Consider the following 18,488-nt stretch of genomic DNA (forward strand, 5'->3'; position numbering starts at 1 on the left):
CGAAATCAATCCATGCCGAAGCACGTCATGATCGCCGCCGCCGGCGTATCCCTTTCCAAACATACGATGCATAGAGCGCACGACCCTCGGGTCGAGACCTTCAACGAACATTGCCACCGCTGGATCTTGCGACCCTGGCGCCTCAGTGTCTGAGGTGGTTTCGGCGGCCCCGCTCGTCGTCGGGAGGCGCGCTTATATGAGCCACCCATCAGACCGTCAACGGGAAAATTACGAAAAACGCCGCCCTCGTTTGAGGACGGCGTCTTTATATTTTGCAAGGTTCCGCAACTACCGAGACCGACACTCATCGGTCGTTGCCATTTGAGCTGGAGAGACGGCCCCCAACGCGCCGTTGTAGCTCCCGATCAGGTCACCGCGATGGGGCCGCCGTTCGATCCCGTCGCGCCCCTGATCGGAGCCGGCGAGAAGATGTAGGCGAACTGGTACTTGCCGTCGGCGATCAGCCCCGTGAAATCCATGTTCTCGTGGTTGAAGATGCCGTTCTTGGTGATCAGCTCGGCATGGACCGGGAAGGCCAGGTCCTTGTTGGGATTGGGGACGACCTCGGTCCCCCAGGTGTCGGCGCCGGTAAGCGCGATGCCCTTGTCGATGAACCACTTGGCAGCCTCCAGCCCGATGCCGGGCTCGCCGCCGTTGAACTTGTCGTTGTTCTTCATCCAGAGCTTGCCCCAGCCAGTATTGAAGAACACGGCATCGCCTTCCTTGATGTCGGCTTCCTGCATGTTCTGCTTCTGCAGGGCCACCTTGAGATCCGCGATCGTGATCTCCTGCCCGGCCTCCATCATGGCGCCCTTGACCGCTTCGACGTCGAACAGGTGGCCGCGCGTGAAGAACGGCTTCACGTTCTCGATGCCGAGCTTCTTCATGCCGTAGGCGGTGTTCATTTCGTGATCGGTGACGCCGTTGTAGTAGCGCATCTCGTTCTTGTCGCCATCCTTGCCCATCTGGATGCCAATATGCGCCAGGCCGTCGAACTGCGTGCCGGTCTGGCCGATCTCCGTCGACAGGTACTCGTCGTTGTAGACAAGCCTGTTGGTGCCAAACGGACCGCCGGTCGGACTACCCGGAATGCGCAAGGTGAAGGCGCGCTCGCCGAACTTGGGCATGGCCGATTCGTAGATGCGGCCGATGCGATAGATCTTGCCGTCCTTGATCAGTTTCACCGTGTCGAGGACCTTGGCCGGCGTCATGTAGTTCGACGCGCCGGCCTGGTCGTCCTTGCCCCATTTGGGGTGTGGCCACCAGGCTGCGTTCGATAGTGCAGGCGCCTGCGCGACCCGCTGTGCATGCGCAACGCCGGCGGCCAGCGTTCCGGCAGCGACCGCGCCGCCCACGAGGCCTGCCGTCAGGAACGAGCGACGATCCTCGTCGATTTCCTGCAGCGGCCGCTTGAGCTCTTCCTTGTCCTGAAGATATCTCGAGTCCATGGACGCCCCTCCTTTTATTTGTTGATGTGCGAAGCGTCATACCCTCTGGTTGCATCGTCAAGCAGAAGCGACATCGGTTATCTTGTTACATATGCATTTCACAGGGATGTCACACGATGAGCCTGTTCGACCGGGACAAGTCGGCCGAGCGCATGCCGGTGGCACTGATCACCGGCTTCCTCGGTAGCGGCAAGACCACCCTCCTCAACCGGATACTGGGTGACCGGCGCATGGCCCGCAGCCTGGTGCTGGTGAACGAATTCGGCGAGGTCGGGCTCGACCATCTGTTCATGGAGCAAGTCGGCGGCGACATGGTGCTGCTGCAATCGGGCTGCGTCTGCTGCACGATCCAGGGCGACCTCGACAAGACTTTGCGCGACATCGCCCGCCGTCGCGCCGCAGCCGAGACGCCGCCCTTCGACCGGGTGCTGCTGGAGACGACCGGCCTCGCCGATCCCGCGCCGATCCTCCAACTCCTGCTCAATCACCCGATGATCAGTCACGACTACCGGCTGGACGGCGTGGTCACGACCGTCGATGCCGTGAACGGCGCACGGCAGCTCGACGAGCACCCGGAGGCGGTGAAGCAGGCGGCGGTCGCCGACCGGCTGCTGATCAGCAAGACCGACCTCGCCGAGATCGCCGCCAGTGCCGGGTTGCGCGCAAGGCTGAGCGGGCTCAATCCCGGTGCGGCTCTTTTCGAGATCGTTCAGGGCAACGTCGATCCGGCCCTGCTGTTCGACTCAGGCCCGTTCGATCCCGCGGGCAAAAGCGACAAGGTTCAGGCGTGGCTCAACGCCGAAGCTCATGATCACGCGCACCATCATCATCACCATGACCGCTCGCGGCACGACGCCCACATCGCCTCGTTCTGCCTCACCTTCGAGGAGCCGCTCGACTGGGATCTTTTCAACCGCTGGCTGATGGCCGTGCGGGCGACGTGGGGTGACCGGCTGCTACGCGTGAAGGGCGTGCTCGACGTCATCGGTGAAAGCCAGCCGCTGGTGATCCACGGCGTGCACCAGACCTTCCATCCGCCCACCCTGCTGGCGCGCTGGCCCGACGAGGATCGGCGATCCCGGCTGGTGTTCATCACCCGCGACCTCGACCGCGCCGCGGTCGAGGCAAGTTGGGCGGAGGTGGAAGAGGCTTTTCGAGCCTAGGCGGCGTCCTGCTTCGGCAGGACGTCCTCGTACTTCTTGAAGCCGGGCAGCTTCTCGATCCGCGCCATCCAGGCTTTGACGTTGGGATAGGGCGCGAGATCGATCGCGCCTTCCTCGGCATAGGCCACGTCGCCATAGACCGCGACATCGGCCACGGTCGCCTCGTTGCCGGCGAGGAAGTTCGACTTGCCAAGGGTGCCGTCCAGTACCTTCAGCGCATCGTTCGCCTGGTTGAGGTACAACTGGTGGACGTTGTCCTCGGCCTTCATGAACCCCCGCTTGATCGCCCGCGGCCGGTAGATGTTGGACGCCAGCTTGTCGAATTCCCAGAACAGCCACTCGCGGACGCGCGCCTTCTCCTCGGCCGTCTTGCCGCCCATCTTGCCGAACTTGTCGGCGAGGTAGAGCAGGATCGAACCCGACTGGCAGAGCTTGAGATCGCCGTCGACCAGCGCCGGCACCTGACCGAAGCGGTTGATGGCGAGATAGTCCGGCTGCTTGTGCGCACCGGCCCGGAGGTCGACATGCTTGTAGGCAAATTCCTGCCCCATCAGTGACAGGGCGAGGCCCGCCTTGTAGGTCGGGCCGCTCAGCCAAATGCCGTAAAGCGTCATCTTGGACATGGTGTTTCCTCCAGTGATTTCAGGCGCCGCACCATCGCACTTGAGCAGGATGGGGGTAAGCCTATATGACCGGGCATGAAAATTTCAGCACGCGATATCGACCATCTCTCCGTGGCCGCCTCCGACCCGGAGCAGATCGCCAATCGGCTGGGCCAGCTCGGCTTCAACCTGACGCCCGAGGGCGTGGAGCCGCGCTGCATCTGCTTCCAGCCCGATCGCGACGACATCCCGAACTACATCGAGCTGCTGCAGGACGATCCGGCGCAGGTTTCACTCGCGATGAACGTCGCCGAGCTCGAGGGCGAGGAGCGCACCCATGCCTGGGAAACCGAGGACGGCTTCGAGGTCGATGCCGGCGTCGTGGTCGGCGAGAGTGCCGGCCCCCTGCCCTGGTTCCCCGTGAAGCACGAGACGCCGGATGCCTTCATGGAACCGGAATGGATCGTCCATCCCAACGGCGCGCTGGGCATGATGGCCATTCACGCCATCGCCGAGACGCCGAAGGAGACGGCCAAGGCGCTGAAGGCCGCCTGGGGCGCCACGGTCGAGGAGATCTTCGACGGCTGCACCATGGTGAAGGCGGGCTCCGTCGAATTGCTGATCTGGTCGCCGCTGGCCTTCCAGCTCGAATACAAGGCGCTCGAGATGATGATGCCGGGCGAACTGCCGGCCGTGATCGGCGCCGCCATCGCCGTCGAGCGGGCGCGGCCGCTGCAGGGCCTGCTCAGCGCCAACAACGTGCCCTTCGCCCTGGCGGAAGGCGATCGCGTGCTGGTCGCGCCGGAGCAGACCGGCGGCCTCATGATCGAGTTCATCCCGCAGAACTGACGGGATCGTTCAGGCGCTCTTGGGGATCAGCGGGGACTTGAACTGCAACGGCATGAGCTGGGGGCTGTCGCCGCCGCCGGTCCGCCAGCGGCCCGGCGTCATGCCGGTCTCGCGCTTGAACGCACGATTGAACGCCGCCTCGGACTCGTAGCCGATGTCGGCGGCGATCCGGGCGATGCCGTCCTGGCTGTTGCGCAGCCGGTCGGCCGCGAGCTGGATGCGCCAGCCCGTGAGATATTCGATCGGCGGTTTGCCGAGCAGCGTGTTGAAGCGTTCGCCGAGCACCGTGCGCGACGAGCCCGCCTCGCGCGCCAGCATGTCCGCCGTCCAATGCCGCGCCGGCGCCGCATGCAGGAGCTGTAGCGCGCGCCCGACCACCGGATCGTTCAGCGCGCCTAGTATGCCCTTGCTGCCCGGCGGCAGCCGGCCGACATGGCGGCGCAGGATCTCGACGAACAACATTTCCATCATGCGCCCGAGCGCCAGCTCCGCGCCGCGGTCCAGCAACTCCACCCGGGCCAGGAGATCGGAGATGACGGTCGCGATGCCCGAGCCTATGGCATCGTCGCCGGCCCGTTCGATCAGCACTTCCGGCAGCGACCGGAACATCGGCGAGACCATCATCTCGGCCGATTCGATGAAACCGCAGACGAAGCGTGTCTCGATTCCCCCGCCGCCGTGACTGAACGTCCACACGCCCTCCTTCGGATCGCGCGTAACGATCGTCGAGGCCGACACCAGTTTTGGCGAGTCGCCGCGCCACAATTTGTGCTCCGCGGTATAGGGCAACAACACGAGGTCGCCGGCTTCGAGCGCATGGCGCTCGCCGCTGGCCGTCTCGATCATGCAACCGCCGGATGCGATCAGGTGGAAGACGCTGACATGGCGCAGGTGCGCCATCGGAAGCAAGGTATCGTAGCGTTGCGGTGACAGGACACCGAACGGTTCGGTGAAGCTTGCCTTGAGGAAGACGGCGCCCGTCAGCCGGACGGCGCGCAGCATGTCGGCCAGCACATCCGCGGCCGGTATCTCGGCAAAGGAAGACGGCGTTGCAGTCATTGTGTGAATTTCCCGCCGGGAGGATACATCGCCCTGCCGAAAAGTGAAGGAGGCAACGATGGCCACTCAGACTTTGCACAAGTTAATTCCCACCAATTGGGCGAACGAACTTGTGAAACTCGGACCGCGCATTGCCGAAGAGGGCCGCGCCTGCGATGCCGAGAATCGCTACGTTGGCGCCAACATAGCCCTGCTCCGGGAGCATGGCTTCCTCGAACTCGCCGTCCCTGCTGAGTTTGGCGGCTCAGGCCTCTCGCGCCTGGAACTGGCGGCCATGCTGCGCACGCTGGCGCACCATTGCAGCGCCACCGCCCTCGTGCTGGCGATGCATACCCACTCCGTCGCGGCGGCGACCTGGCGCTGGCACAACCAGAAGGCTCCCGTCGACGGTCTGCTGAAGCGCGTCGCCGCCGAGCGTATCCAGCTTCTCTCTTCCGGTGGCTCGGACTGGCTCACGGGTTCGGGCACGGCGGAAAAGGTCGACGGCGGCTACAAGGTCAGCGGCCAGAAGATATTCGCCAGCGGCTCGCCCTCGGCCGACCTCTTCATGACCGGCGCGGTCGAGCAGACCAACGACGGTCCGACGGCCCTGCAGTTCGGCGTGCCGGTGAAGAGCCCGGGCATCTCCATCGTCGAGAACTGGGACACGCTTGGCATGCGCGGCACCGCCTCGCACAGCGTGAAGTTCGACAACGTTTTCGTGGCCGACGCCGCGGTCGCCGCCCGCCGCCCCAGCGGCGTCTGGCATCCCTCCTTCCACCTGATCTCGATGGTCGCCATCCCGCTGATCTACGCGGTCTACACCGGCATCGCCGAGGCGGCGCGCGACATCGCCCTCACGGCGGCCAGCCGCAAGCGCCCCGCGGATGTCGTCGAAGCGGTGGGTCGTATGGACACGGAACTGGCCGCCACGCGCATCGCGCACCGGAGCATGATCGCCTTTGCCGAGACCTCCGCGCCCGGCGCGGACACAACGAACACGGTGTTCATGCATCGCGCCCTGGTCGCCCGCAGCGCGATCAAGACGGTCGAGCTGGCGATGATCGCGGCCGGCGGCGAAGGCTACTTCCGTAGCACCGGCCTGGAGCGTCTGTTCCGCGACATCCAGGCCGCGCGCTTCCATCCGCTGCAGGACGGGCCGCAGCAGAAGCTGGCCGGTCGCGTTGCGCTCGGCCTGCCGATCGACGGTTGAGACCTTGGACGTGCCTCAGAACGCCGGAACCGGCGCCTGGGGCACGTCTTTCCAGAAGTCGGGGTCGTGGCCGAAGAACAGGCGGGCGCCGCCTCTCTCCAGCGCTTCGAGCCGGTCGAGCGAGGCCAGCATCTGCTCGCGGTCGTAGACGAAGCGCGGCAGGCGGCGCTCGCGCAGGGTCCGGCAGAAGTAGCAGGCGTCGCCGGTTATCACGATCTCGCCCGCCTCGGTCCGCACCTTCAGCGACTGATGGCCGGGCGTATGGCCGTAGGTCGGGATGCAGACCACGGAGCCGTCGCCGAACAGGTCGTGCTCGCCCTCGACCTGCTTCACCTTATGGCCATGGTCGAAGTCAGCGCGGAAGAAGCCGACCTTGGCGGCCGTGTCCGGGTCCTGCGCCGCCTCCCATTCGCGCTTCTGCACGACCATGGTGGCGTTGGGCACCAGCTCGTTGCCGCCGGCATGATCGAAATGCAGGTGGCTGTTCACGATGAAGTCGACCTTGCCGGGATCGCGGTCGATCGATTCCAGCCGTGATTTGATGTCGTCCTCAGGCCCGTACTGCTCGAAGCCGAAGATCCGCGCGACCTGCGCGCCCATGCGGCCGGCCGCGTCGGTGCGGCACTGCGGGTGCATGCCGGTGTCGAACACCGCCCGGCCCTTGGGGTGTTCGATCAGATAGGATGGAATGGGCAGCGCCACCTGCCCGTCCTCGCCCTCGATCATGTCCTTGAGGCGGCCGACCAGTCGGCCGCAGGTCATGGCGTAGAGCTTGGCGGTCATGGTCAGGCGTCGAGCGCTTTCTTCAGCAGCTCGTTCACGACCTTCGGGTTGGCCTTGCCGCCGGTCGACTTCATGACCTGGCCGACGAACCAGCCGAACAGCGTCGGCTTGGCCTTATAGGCTGCGAGCTGACCGGGATTGGCGTCGATCACGGCCTTGATCGCGGCTTCGATCGCGCCCGTGTCGGTCACCTGCTTCAGGCCGCGCTCCTCGACCAGGACGGCCGGGTCCTTGCCCGTCTCTTCCATGGCGACGAACAGGTCCTTGGCGATGCGGCCCGAGATCGTGCCGTCGGCCTGCAGGTCGAGCAGCTTGCCGAGATTGGCGGCGCTGATCGGCGAGGTCTCGAAGGTGGCGCCGCGGCGGTTCAGCATGGCGAAGAAGTCGCCGGTCACCAGGTTGGCCGCCTGCTTGGCGTCGCGACCCTTGGCAACCGCCTCGAAGAATTCGGCCGTCGCCTTCTCGGCGGTCAGCACGCCCGCGTCATAGGCCGAGAGGCCGTAATCCTTGATGTAGCGGTTCTTCCGCGCGTCAGGCAGCTCCGGCAAAGTTGCACGGATTTGGTCGACATAGTCCTGCGTGAAGATCAGCGGCAGCAGGTCGGGATCGGGGAAGTAGCGATAGTCCTGCGCGTCTTCCTTCGAACGCGACGAACGCGTCTCGCCACGCCCCGGATCGAAGTTCCGGGTTTCCTGCTTGATCGTGCCGCCACCTTCGATCACCTCGACCTGGCGGCGCGCCTCGTATTCGATCGCCTGCTTCACGAAGCGGATCGAGTTCACGTTCTTGATCTCACAGCGCGTGCCCAGCTCGCCGCCCGGCTTGCGCACCGACACGTTGACGTCGCAGCGCATGGAGCCTTCGTCCATGTTGCCATCGCAGGTGCCGAGATAGCGCACGATCGAGCGCAGCTTGGTGAGATAGGCCGCGGCCTCGTCGGCCGAGCGCATGTCGGGCTTGCTGACGATCTCCATCAGCGCCACGCCCGAGCGGTTCAGGTCGACATAGGTCTGGCTGGGATGCTGGTCGTGCATGCTCTTGCCCGCATCCTGCTCGAGATGCAGGCGCTCGATACCGATCTTCCTGGTGACGCCGCCGTCGAGATCGATCTCGACCACGCCCTCGCCCACGATCGGATCCTTGTACTGCGAGATCTGATAGCCCTGCGGCAGGTCCTGGTAGAAGTAATTCTTGCGGTCGAAGATCGATCGCAGGTTTATCTTGGCGTTGAGGCCGAGGCCGGTGCGGATCGCCTGCTCCACGCAGCGCTCGTTGATCACGGGCAGCATGCCGGGCATGGCGGCGTCGACCAGCGACACCTGGGTGTTGGGATCGGCGCCGAACGTCGTCGGCGCGCCGGAGAAGAGCTTGGCGTCGGAGATCACCTGGGCATGGACTTCCAGCCCCAGGACGATTTCCCAATCGCCGGTTTCACCTTTGATAAGCGACATGCAGGCTAGATAGCCAATACCGCCCCGCTTGGCAAAAATTCGAGTGGCTGGCGCCTGCGGCGCCACAATTTCGGCACAAGATCGCACTTTCCGATGCCGAAGGGGCTGAAGTAAAAGCTTGATCAAGGAGCGAGCGTGCTCAAGCTCGCCGACAACAAGACGTATCCGCAGGGAGGATTTAATGACGACGTTCAATCGCCGTACGCTGCTCGTCGGCGCGGCCGCCACCACCTTGACCGCCCCGACCCTGGTCCGCGCCCAGGGCGCAGCCGACTGGCCCAAGGGGGCCCTCAAGGTGATCGTGCCCTTCCCGCCGGGCGGTTCGACCGACCCGGTGGCGCGCATCATCCAGGCCAAGATGATCGAGAACACCGGCTGGAACATCCTCATCGAGAACAAGCCGGGCGGCACCGGCGCGGTCGGCTCGGCGATCGCGGCCAAGGCGCCGCCAGACGGCCAGACCTGGATGCTGACCTTCGACAGTCACATCCTCAATCCGGCCTTCGCGACCGGCCTGCCGTACAAGGATTCCGAACTCTTCAACGTCATGCTGATCGGCCGCACGCCGCAGGCGATCTGCGCGCATCCCGACCGGCCCTACAAGACCTTCGCCGAGGTGATCGCCGACGCCAAGGCGCGGCCGGGCAAGGTCAATGTCGGCGTGCTCGGCGCCAGCCAGGCGCTGGTGCTGATGACCCTCATCAAGAAAGAGAACGGCGTCGACCTCAACCTGATCCCCTACAAGGGCGGCGGGCCGCTCAACCAGGACATCCTGGCCGGCGTCACCGATGTCGCCATCGGCAGCCTGACCTCGTTCAGCCCGCACGTCCGCGCGAACAAGGTGCGCGCGCTCGCCGTGACCGGCGAGAAGCGCACCCCGGCGCTGCCCGACACGCCGACGCTGATCGAGCAGGGCGTGAAGAGCTTCCCGTCCTACTCCTGGTGGGGCGTCTACGCGCCGACCGGCACGCCGCGCCCGATCGTCGACCGCATGCATGCGGAGATCAAGAAAGCGGTGCTGGCGCCCGACGTGACGCAGAAGTTCATCGACCAGTTCAACATGGAGATCCTGACGACCTCGCCCGAGGAGTTCGCCGCCTACCAGAAGAGCGAGCAGGAGCGCTGGTTCAAGGTCATCAAGGAAAACGACATCAAGGGGGATTGAGCATGCGCCGGCGTACCCTACTCGCCGGCACAACGGCCGCCTTGGCCGTCCCTGGACTTGTCCAGGCGCAAGCCGAATGGCCCAAGGGGCCGATCCGAGTCGTCGTGCCCTTCCCGCCCGGCGGCACGACCGATCCGGTGGCCCGTCTGCTCGCCGCCAAGGTCAGCGAGAACACCGGCTGGCAGACGGTGATCGACAACAAGCCGGGCGCCGCCGGTGCGATCGGCGCGGCCATCGCGGCCAAGGCGCCGCCGGATGGCCTGACGTGGATGATCACGTTCGACAGCCACATCCTCAGCCCCGCCTTCACGCCCAACCTTCCCTACGCCGACGCCGATCTCTTCGGCGTGATGCTGGTCGGCCGCGCGCCGCTCGCCGTCGCCTGCCATCCCGACCGGCCCTACCGCACCATGGGCGACCTCGTCGCCGACGCGAAGGCGCGGCCCGGCAAGGTGAGCGTCGGATTGCTGTCGGCCAGCGGCGCGCTGCTGCTGACCGCCTATCTGCAAAAGGCGAACAGCTTCGAACTCAACCAAATTTACTACAAGGGCGGCGGGCCGACGGTGCAGGATGTGCTCGCAGGCGTTACGGACATTACCGTCACGACCTTGGGCGCACTGCAGCCGCACTTCCGCAGCGGCAAGCTGCGGCCGCTCGCGACCACCGGCGACAAGCGCGCACCGAGCCTGCCGGACGTTCCCACCCTCGCCGAACAGGGCCTCACGACTTATCCGACTTACTCGTGGTGGGGCGTCTACGTGCCCACTGGTACACCGCGCCCGATCGTCGATCGCCTGAACGTCGAATTCACAAAGGCGGCACGCTCGCCCGACGTCGCGCAGAAGTTCTCCGAACTGATCGACATGGAGATCGTCGCCAGCTCACCCGAAGCCTTCGCCGCGTTCCAGAAAAGCGAACAGGAACGCTGGTTCAAGGTCATCAAGGACAACAACATCAAGAGCGATTAGCGAAGGTAGAGTTCGTCTGCCATCAGTGGCATGGCTATCGCATATGAATAAAGGTCCTTCGCTGCGCTCAGGATGACAATTTCTGCGATTGACGCAGTGCGCCGACGCAGAAATAGCTGTCATCCTGAGCGCAGCGAAGGACCTATGCCTTCGTCCTGCGAGGCGAAGGTGTGATGCCCCCTCGCCCTCCGTTCGTTGCCTTGAGCTAGGCCCGCGCGCCGCGCACCAGGCGGCCCGGCAGCGCACCGGTGGCCTCTCCGTCGCGATACGTGATCTGGCCGTTCACGATCGTTGCCCGGTAGCCCGTCGCACGCTGGAGCAGGCGCTTGCCGCCGGCCGGCAGATCCCACTTCATGATCGGCGCCTCGACACGGAGCTTGTCGAAGTCGATGACGTTGAGGTCGGCCTTCTTGCCGACCGCCACGACGCCGCGATCGCCGAGGCCGACCGCCTTGGCGTTGTCCTGGGTGTGGCGCTTCACCAGCCACGACACGTCGAGCCGGCCCTGCTTGCGGTCACGGCCCCAGTGCTGGAGCAGGTAGGTTGGATAGGAGCCGTCGGAGATCAGGCCGACATGCGCGCCGCCGTCGCCGAGGCCGATCAGCGTGTGCGGGCTCTGCATCATCTCGCTGCAGCAGTCGAGATTGTAGGCCGCGTAATTGGCGAACGGCGCGAAGATGAAGTTCTTGCCCTCGCCCTCGATCAAGTAGTCGTAGATCAGCTCGCGCGGATCGCGGCCCTCGCGCGCGGCGCGGGCGCCGAACGAGGTCTCCTGCGGCGGCTCGTAATTCGGCGGATCGCCCAGCGGGAACATGCGGTCGAAGTCGGTGAGACGCTGCGCCATCTCAGAGCGCATCGGCTCCTGGCTCTCCTTCAGGATGCGCTCCCGGAAGGCCGGGTCGCGCATGATCACCAGCCGCTCCTCGACCGACTTGTGCTGGATCGCCTTATAGGCGGCGCACATCGAGAACGGGATGCGGCTCGCCTGCAGACCCTGCAGCACGCCGATCGGACGCGGCGCGACCTGTGCCTTGGCGCTGTGGCCCTTGGCGACGAGGCCTTCGACGAGGCCGAGCAGGCGACGCCAGCCGTCGGGGCGCGAATGGCGCTGCGCCAGCGAGACCGAGAACGGACGGCCCGAGGCGGTCAGCAACCGGTCGAGCATCTCGAACTCGCTCTCCGGGTTCGGCGTGTTGAAGTCGGAGATGAACTCGATGACCCCGCGACCGGCATCCTTCATGCCGAGCGCAATGCCGAGCAGTTCTTCTTCCGAGGCGCGCAGTGACGGCGTCGGATCGCCCTTCACCGTACGATGGTTCAGCGTGCGCGAGGTCGAGAAACCCAGCGCGCCGTCACGCATCGCCTGCGTGGTCAGCGCGCGCATCTGAGCCACCTCTTCAGAGGTCGCCTCTTCCAGTCGAGCGGCGCGCTCGCCCATCACGAAGACGCGCAGCGCGCCATGCGGCAGCTGGGCGCCGAGATCCATGTCGCGCGGCTTGGCGTCAAGCGCATCGAGATACTGGCCGAACGATTCCCACGACCAGTTGAGGCCCTCGTCGAGCGCCGCGCCGGGAATGTCCTCGACGCCCTCCATCAGCTCGATCAGGCGCTGACGGTCCTCGATCTTCACCGGCGCGAAACCCACGCCGCAATTGCCCATCACCGCCGTGGTGACGCCGTGCCAGCTCGAAGGCTGCAGGTAGGAATCCCAGGTGGCCTGTCCGTCATAATGGGTGTGGATGTCGACGAAGCCTGGCGTGACCAGCATGCCCTTGCCGTCGACCTCTTCGCTGCCCTGGCCGCTCACCTTGCCGACGGCGGCGATCTTGCCGTCCTTCACCGCGACATCGGCTTCCTTGATCGCAGCACCCGTGCCATCCGCCACGTTGCCGCCACGCACTACAAGATCGAAATCCGCCATGTTCGTTTACTCCCGGTGTTACCGGGAGTTTACGCCTTCGGGACCGGCCCGTCTCCAAGGCAGCGTCCGGCCGAACTGCAGGACGAGCGCATCATTTCGCGGGACGACGCAGAATGGTTAGCATCAGTACCCAGCAGCGCGACTGCTGAAGCCAGCCGCCTTCTCGAGAGCGGCCGCGGCACGCAGCAGCGTCTCCTCGTCGAAGGCACGGCCGATCAGCTGCAGGCCGAGCGGCAGCCCGTCCTTGTCTAGGCCGGCCGGCACCGAGATGCCCGGCAGGCCGGCCATCGAGGCCGGGATGGTGAACATGTCGTTGAGATACATGGTCACCGGATCGTCCATCTTGTCGCCCGCGGCGAAGGCAGCCGTGGGCGCGGTCGGCGTCAGCAGCACGTCGCACTTTTCGAATGCCTGCTTGAAGTCGCGCGCGATCAGTGCCCGGATCTGCTGCGCCTTCTTGTAGTAGGCGTCGTAGTAGCCGGCCGAGAGCACGTAGGTGCCGATCAGGATGCGCCGGCGCGTTTCCTTGCCGAAGCCCGTACCGCGCGTGTTCTCGTACAGCTCGGTCAGGTCCTTGCCCGGCACCCGGAGGCCGAAGCGCACGCCGTCATAGCGCGCCAGGTTGGACGAGCATTCCGCCGGCGCCACGATGTAATAGGCCGGCAATGCGTACTTGGTGTGCGGCAGCGAGATCTCGACCGGCTCGGCGCCGGCCGCCTTCAGCATCTCCATGCCCTTCGCCCAGAGCGCGACGATCTCCTCGGACGTGCCGTCGACCCGATACTCCTTCGGAATGCCGACCTTCATGCCCTTGATGTCGGGACTGCGCGCCGCGGCGGCGAAATCCGGCACCGGCAGCGGCGCCGAGGTCGAGTCCTTGGGATCATGGCCCGACATGGCCTGCAGCAGGATCGCGGTATCCTCGACCGTGCGGGCGAACGGTCCCGGCTGGTCGAGCGAGCTGGCGAAGGCCACGACGCCCCAGCGCGAGCAGCGGCCATAGGTCGGCTTCAGGCCGACGATGCCGCAGAAGGCCGCCGGCTGGCGGATCGAGCCGCCGGTGTCGGTGCCGGTGCTGCCCGGCACCATGTAGGCCGCGACGGCCGCCGCCGAACCGCCGGACGAGCCGCCGGGCACCAGCTTGCGATTGTCGCCCCGGCGCTTCCACGGGTTCTCGACGCCACCGAAATGGCTGGTCATGTTCGAGGAGCCCATGGCGAATTCGTCGAGGTTGGTCTTGCCGACCATCACCGCGCCCGACTTCCACAGGTTCGCCGTCACCGTGCTCTCGTACTGAGGCACGAATCCCTTGAGGATGTTCGACGCCGCGGTCGTCTGCACGCCCTCGGTGCAGAACAGGTCCTTGATCGCCAGCGGCACGCCTTCGAGCAGGCCAGCCTCGCCTTTCGCTCGGCGCGCGTCGGAGGCCTTGGCCATCTCGCGCGCCTGGTCCGGCGTTTCGGTGATGAAGGCGTTGAGCGCGCGATGCTCGTCGAGCTTCTTCAGGTGCGCATCGGCCACCTCGACGGCGCTCGCGTCCTTCTTGGCAAGCGTCGCGGAGAGCTGCGCGATGGTGAGATCGGTAAGAGCCGTCATCGTCTACTCCACCACTTTCGGCACGGTGAAGAAGCCGCCGGCATTCTTGTCGGACGGATCGATATACACCGCGCCGCCCGGCGCATTGGCCAGCACCCGGGCCGCGATGCCGCCGTCGGTCACCTTGTCGGCGCGCATCGGCAGCGTCACGTCGGAGACCGAGGACATCGGCTCGACGTTCTTGGTGTCGACCTCGTTCAACTGCTCGATCCAGGCAAAAATGCCCGAGAGTTCGCCGGCCAGCGGCGCCAACTCTTCTTCAGGAACCTTGAGACGGGCCAGTCGCGCGATGCGCGCCACCGTGTCCTTGTCGAGCGACATTCCAGCACTCCAAAACGCCCAGAAACAACGCAGTTGCCGCGGTTGGTAGCCGGTTTGCCTTGCGCGGGCAACCAAGCGGCGCGGTGACGCGTCAGGCGCGTCTGGCGGCCACTTCCTCGATCGCCGCCCGCACCTCCGGCTTGCGCGACAGGAGCTGGTTGAAGTCCTTCTTATAGAGGACCAGCAGGTGGCAATAGCCGTTGGCGACGACGTCGGCATTTCGTGGCTGGGCGCTCAGGAGGCCCATCTCGCCGAAGAAATCACCCTCCTTCAAGGTCACCGTGACGGTGCGCGCATGGACCGTCACTTCGCCGGCCGCGACGAAGTACATGGCATCGGAGGGCCCGCCGACCTGGACGATCTTTTCCCCCGGGAAGGCAACGAGGGCGCGAAGCCGCTTGCCGACCTGGACGATCTTTTCCCCCGGGAAGGCAACGAGGGCGCGAAGCCGCTTGCCGACCTGGACGATGGTCTGCCGGTCCAGCGCCGCGAACAGCGACACCCGCCCGATCATGGCCTGCAGTTCGAGGCCGAGGTCGAGCGGCGGACGCTCGCTCACGGCGCCGCGCCGTTCGCTGAGTTGGTCACGCAGGGCGTTGTAGACCTCGCGGCTGATGATGCCCTCGTGCAGCCGGCGGACATACTCCGCCGCCTCGAAGCGAATGGCGGCCCGTTCGAGCTGGCGCTGCTGCACAGACTCCGCGTAGCCGGGATATTGCAGCGAGAGCGCCCGGAGTGCGCCCTCCACGCCCAGCTGGCGGTTGCCGATCAGGCTGGCCAGGCGCTCCTCGGCATCGTGCTCCAGCAGATCGGCGATCGAGTTGGCGTTGAACACCGCGAGCTCGGCGAGGACACTGAGCGATACCATCAGGATCTCGAAGCGATCGGCCAGCCGGTCGGTCAGCATGCGCTCGAAGCCGATGCGCCGGTGCAACCAAAGGGCGACACGGAAGCCGTAGTCGGGCTTCGAGATCTCCGCAATCCACTCCTCGTACCCCTCGACACCCCTGTCGCGGACCGTGTCGATCAAACGGTCGGCGCTCGCCGCCAGGATCGCCACCATGCGGCGCGACAGGATCTGCTGCTGGAACTGCTCCAGATAGAGTTCCTTCTCGCGCGTGCAGAGCGTCACCAGGCCGATCTTGACCCTTTCCTCGAGGTCGAGCGCCAGGTCTGGCGGAACCGGCTCAACGGCCGGGTCCCCCGCGGAGGCCGGATCGACGGCAAAACCGTCGGTACGTTCGTTGTGCTGGCGGATGATCTGTCGGAGATGCCGTTCGACATTGATGCGCGACAGCGCCAGGACGCGATCTCGCAACGCCAGTTCGAGCCGGCTGAGCTTGTCGAGGCCGAACAGATGCATCACGAGGCCGAGCGTCGTTGCGTTCACGAACAGCGTGAAGAGCACGAACAGTACGGCCGAGATGGCGATGAAGTCGCGGACCGGTTCGGGAAGCTGCTCGTTGCCGGAGGCGACCATGGCCAGCACGATCGTCACCGCGCCGCGCAGACCGCCCCAGACCAGGATCGCCTTGTAGCGGCGGTTCACCGGCTGGACGAGCTTGAAGGTCTCGAGGACCGGCAGCATGCCGAACACGACGAGTGCGCGAGCCGAAAAGGCGCCGAGCGCCACGGCGAGAACGCCCCCGATATAGAGCCAGCTGATCTTCAGCAGCACATCGGCTGCGACCATCGAGGCCAACACGAAGATGAGGCAGTTCGCCCAGAATTCGAGTTGGGCCCAGACCTGGCGCAGCGCCGTCCATTGCCGCGGATGGAGATGGGTCGGTCCATAGGCTGCGATGGTCAGCGCGGCCATGACGACCGAGACGACGCCGGAGACATGAAGATAGCGGTCGGCGACGATGAAGCTCAGGTAGCTGAGGCTGACCGTGACGGAGGCGATGGCCGCGTCGGACTCCCCCAGCCTCGGCAGGATCATGATGGCCACCCGCGCCATGGCAAAGCCCAGCGCCAGACCGCCGACGAACTCGCGCAGGAACACGCCGATCGCCGAGGTCGGGTCCGCCGGCATCCCGGGAAACCCCGACGCTTGCGCCACCAGGATGCTCATGAACAGTCCGAAGGCGGCGATGGCGACGGCGTCGTTCAGCAGCGATTCGCCCTCGGCCAAGATCGACAGTCGCTTGGGCGCGCCGACGTCGCGGAAGATTCCGATGACGGCGGCCGGATCGGTCGTCGAGACCACGGCGCCCAGCAGCAGGCAGACCACGATGTCCATGCCGGTCGCGAGGTGCACAACCCCTGCAACGAAGGCAATGCAGACCAGTACCGCGACGATGGCGAGCAACAGCACGGCATGGATCTCGTCCATCAGGCGCCGCACATCGATCGTGAGGCCGGCGGTGAACAGCAGCGGCGGCAGGAACAGGGGCAGGAAAAGATCCGTACCCACTTCCAGCTTGTCGAGGCCGACGAAGGCGTCGGTGAGGATTCCCAGCCTGACATTCCCGCTGATGATCCACGAGCCCAGGAAGCCCATGCCCATGCCGGCGATGGCCAGCAGGACCGTGTGAGGCAGCCTGAACCGTTCGGCGAGCGGCACCAGCAAGCTGACCACGGTCAGAACGACGGCAATCGCCAGCAGGGCGTAGAGAGTATCTGTCACCTTACCTGAACACCTCTGCTGCGGGCCCGTGTCGACCCAGTCGGCTGCACGCCTTATAACCTTTGAAATGGCTCGGTTGGCAGTCCTGATTCACGGCATGTGGGGAACATCCGCCGTGTGGCGTAACTGGCGGCCTTTCCTCGAGGATCGCGGCTGGCAAACGATTGCACACGATCTGCGACACCACGCTGCGCCTGCCGAGCCGCCGCCAGCCGCCCTCGGTGAAACCAGCCTGCACGACTATGTCGCCGACCTCGAAGCGACTCTTCTCGCCCTGCCGGAGAAACCGGTCGTGATCGGCCATTCCATGGGCGGGCTCATCGCTCTCCTCCTCTGCGCCAAGGGCCTTGCCCGGGCGGGCGTACTGCTGACCCCTGCTCCGCCGTCGAGCGTGATCGCCTTGCGGCCGTCCAACCTCATGGCCTTCGCGCGCATCCAGGCGCGGTGGGGTTGGTGGCGCAAGCCGCATCGTGCGACGCTCGCCGAAGCGCTGGCCTACACATTCAACACATCGGATCGTGTCACCGGTACGACAGAGCATGCGGGCTTCGTCCATGAATCTGGCCGCGCTCTTTTTGAGATCGCCTTGCCTTGGCTCGACAGGACGAACGCGGCGACCGTCGATCCGCGAAGGGTGACCGTGCCGCTGCTGTTCGTCGGCGCCGAAAAGGACAAGCTCGTGCCGCCCGGCGTCGTTCGCCGCACCGCCCGGCAATTCGCCCACGTCTCCGACTATGTCGAGTATGAAGGCCAGGGACATTGGGTGCTCGGCCAGCCCGGCTGGGAGCGTGTCGCCGACCAGGCCGAAACCTGGCTCACCGGGAAAGCTGTCTGAATGCCTGTCGTCGAATTCCCCGAACTGAAGACCTTGCTGGTGCGTGACGGAAGATTGATGGCGCTCGACCTCGGCAGCAAGACCATCGGGATCGCAACGTCGGATGTGATGCGCATGCTGGCGACGCCCCTCACCACGCTGAAGCGCACCAAGCTGGCGGCCGATCTCAAATCACTCGACGAGCTGGTGCGCAAGCATGAGGTCAAGGCGCTCGCGGTCGGCTTGCCGCTCAACATGGACGGTACGGAAGGTCCGCGCTGCCAGTCGGTGCGTCAGTTCGTGACGAACATCCAGAATCACGGAACGCCGTTACTCGCCGGCCTGCCCGTCATCTTCCAGGACGAACGACTGAGCACCGCCGCTGTCACGCGCGGCATGATCGATGACTATGACATGACGCGATCCAAGCGCGCCGAGCGCGTCGACGCCGCCGCGGCCGCCTGGATTCTCGAAAGCGCACTCGCGCGGCTGCGCTAAAGTCCCTAAGAGTTTCACATTCGACGAAC

16 protein-coding genes are annotated in these 18,488 nt (G+C 65.5%); 7 read left to right on the forward strand and 9 right to left on the reverse strand.

What is annotated here, in order from left to right; translation table 11 throughout:
• Positions 1 to 365: 365 nt before the first annotated feature.
• Positions 366 to 1,448 (reverse strand): cyclase family protein, encoded by a 1,083-nt coding sequence (locus AC1ROX_RS18190; protein ID WP_493127671.1) that lies wholly within the window; start codon positions 1,446 to 1,448, stop codon positions 366 to 368.
• Positions 1,449 to 1,564: 116 nt separating this feature from the next.
• Here AC1ROX_RS18190 and AC1ROX_RS18195 point away from each other — a divergent pair, with 116 nt between their 5' ends.
• Positions 1,565 to 2,611 (forward strand): CobW family GTP-binding protein, encoded by a 1,047-nt coding sequence (locus tag AC1ROX_RS18195; RefSeq protein WP_493127673.1) that lies wholly within the window; start codon positions 1,565 to 1,567, stop codon positions 2,609 to 2,611.
• Here the strand turns inward: AC1ROX_RS18195 and AC1ROX_RS18200 are convergent.
• Entirely contained in the window at positions 2,608 to 3,234 is a 627-nt protein-coding gene (locus AC1ROX_RS18200) for a glutathione S-transferase family protein (RefSeq protein ID WP_493127675.1), read from the reverse strand. The two genes, AC1ROX_RS18195 and AC1ROX_RS18200, sit on opposite strands and share 4 nt — an antisense overlap.
• A 75-nt stretch (positions 3,235 to 3,309) precedes the next feature.
• On the opposite strand from AC1ROX_RS18200, the gene AC1ROX_RS18205 reads away from it, so the two are divergent.
• The gene (locus tag AC1ROX_RS18205; RefSeq protein ID WP_493127677.1) at positions 3,310 to 4,062 is read left to right on the forward strand and encodes a VOC family protein; all 753 of its coding nucleotides are present in this window, start codon (positions 3,310 to 3,312) and stop codon (positions 4,060 to 4,062) included.
• A 9-nt stretch (positions 4,063 to 4,071) separates the two neighbouring features.
• Here AC1ROX_RS18205 and AC1ROX_RS18210 read toward each other — a convergent pair whose 3' ends face one another.
• Positions 4,072 to 5,121: an AraC family transcriptional regulator gene (locus tag AC1ROX_RS18210; protein WP_493127679.1), complete on the reverse strand. Its 1,050-nt coding sequence runs from the start codon at positions 5,119 to 5,121 to the stop codon at positions 4,072 to 4,074.
• A 112-nt stretch (positions 5,122 to 5,233) separates the two neighbouring features.
• Here AC1ROX_RS18210 and AC1ROX_RS18215 point away from each other — a divergent pair, with 112 nt between their 5' ends.
• Entirely contained in the window at positions 5,234 to 6,313 is a 1,080-nt protein-coding gene (locus tag AC1ROX_RS18215; protein WP_493127681.1) for an acyl-CoA dehydrogenase family protein, read from the forward strand.
• A gap of 15 nt (positions 6,314 to 6,328) precedes the next feature.
• On the opposite strand, the gene AC1ROX_RS18220 is transcribed toward AC1ROX_RS18215, so the two are convergent.
• A complete protein-coding gene (locus AC1ROX_RS18220) occupies positions 6,329 to 7,096 on the reverse strand; it encodes an N-acyl homoserine lactonase family protein (RefSeq protein ID WP_493127682.1) in 768 nt (255 codons plus the stop codon).
• 2 nt (positions 7,097 to 7,098) lie between these two features.
• A complete protein-coding gene (gatB, locus tag AC1ROX_RS18225; RefSeq protein ID WP_493127684.1) occupies positions 7,099 to 8,547 on the reverse strand; it encodes an Asp-tRNA(Asn)/Glu-tRNA(Gln) amidotransferase subunit GatB in 1,449 nt (482 codons plus the stop codon).
• A gap of 181 nt (positions 8,548 to 8,728) precedes the next feature.
• Between gatB and AC1ROX_RS18230 the strand changes: the two genes are divergently transcribed.
• Positions 8,729 to 9,712 carry a Bug family tripartite tricarboxylate transporter substrate binding protein gene (locus AC1ROX_RS18230; protein WP_493127686.1) on the forward strand — a complete coding sequence of 328 codons (984 nt, stop codon included), beginning with the start codon at positions 8,729 to 8,731 and terminating at the stop codon, positions 9,710 to 9,712.
• 2 nt (positions 9,713 to 9,714) lie between these two features.
• The gene (locus tag AC1ROX_RS18235) at positions 9,715 to 10,680 is read left to right on the forward strand and encodes a Bug family tripartite tricarboxylate transporter substrate binding protein (protein ID WP_493127688.1); all 966 of its coding nucleotides are present in this window, start codon (positions 9,715 to 9,717) and stop codon (positions 10,678 to 10,680) included.
• A gap of 205 nt (positions 10,681 to 10,885) precedes the next feature.
• Here AC1ROX_RS18235 and AC1ROX_RS18240 read toward each other — a convergent pair whose 3' ends face one another.
• The 4 genes from AC1ROX_RS18240 to AC1ROX_RS18255 all read right to left on the reverse strand — a co-directional run bounded on the left by AC1ROX_RS18240 (position 10,886) and on the right by AC1ROX_RS18255 (position 17,147).
• The gene (locus AC1ROX_RS18240) at positions 10,886 to 12,601 is read right to left on the reverse strand and encodes an N-acyl-D-amino-acid deacylase family protein (protein ID WP_493127690.1); all 1,716 of its coding nucleotides are present in this window, start codon (positions 12,599 to 12,601) and stop codon (positions 10,886 to 10,888) included.
• Between the two features lie 123 nt (positions 12,602 to 12,724).
• On the reverse strand, positions 12,725 to 14,197 hold the full coding sequence (gene gatA, locus AC1ROX_RS18245; RefSeq protein ID WP_493127692.1) for an Asp-tRNA(Asn)/Glu-tRNA(Gln) amidotransferase subunit GatA: 1,473 nt from the start codon (positions 14,195 to 14,197) through the stop codon (positions 12,725 to 12,727).
• Between the two features lie 3 nt (positions 14,198 to 14,200).
• Complete coding sequence (gatC, locus tag AC1ROX_RS18250; protein WP_493127694.1) at positions 14,201 to 14,518, reverse strand: Asp-tRNA(Asn)/Glu-tRNA(Gln) amidotransferase subunit GatC; 318 nt, start codon at positions 14,516 to 14,518, stop codon at positions 14,201 to 14,203.
• A 91-nt stretch (positions 14,519 to 14,609) separates the two neighbouring features.
• Positions 14,610 to 17,147 carry a cation:proton antiporter gene (locus tag AC1ROX_RS18255; protein WP_493127696.1) on the reverse strand — a complete coding sequence of 846 codons (2,538 nt, stop codon included), beginning with the start codon at positions 17,145 to 17,147 and terminating at the stop codon, positions 14,610 to 14,612.
• A 28-nt stretch (positions 17,148 to 17,175) separates the two neighbouring features.
• On the opposite strand from AC1ROX_RS18255, the gene AC1ROX_RS18260 reads away from it, so the two are divergent.
• Together AC1ROX_RS18260 and ruvX are read left to right on the forward strand one after the other, a co-directional pair.
• Positions 17,176 to 17,982 carry an alpha/beta hydrolase gene (locus tag AC1ROX_RS18260; protein ID WP_493127698.1) on the forward strand — a complete coding sequence of 269 codons (807 nt, stop codon included), beginning with the start codon at positions 17,176 to 17,178 and terminating at the stop codon, positions 17,980 to 17,982.
• The gene (gene ruvX, locus AC1ROX_RS18265) at positions 17,983 to 18,459 is read left to right on the forward strand and encodes a Holliday junction resolvase RuvX (protein ID WP_493127700.1); all 477 of its coding nucleotides are present in this window, start codon (positions 17,983 to 17,985) and stop codon (positions 18,457 to 18,459) included.
• Positions 18,460 to 18,488: the final 29 nt, after the last annotated feature.

The organism is Reyranella sp. GW821-FHT14A01, assembly GCF_058803965.1.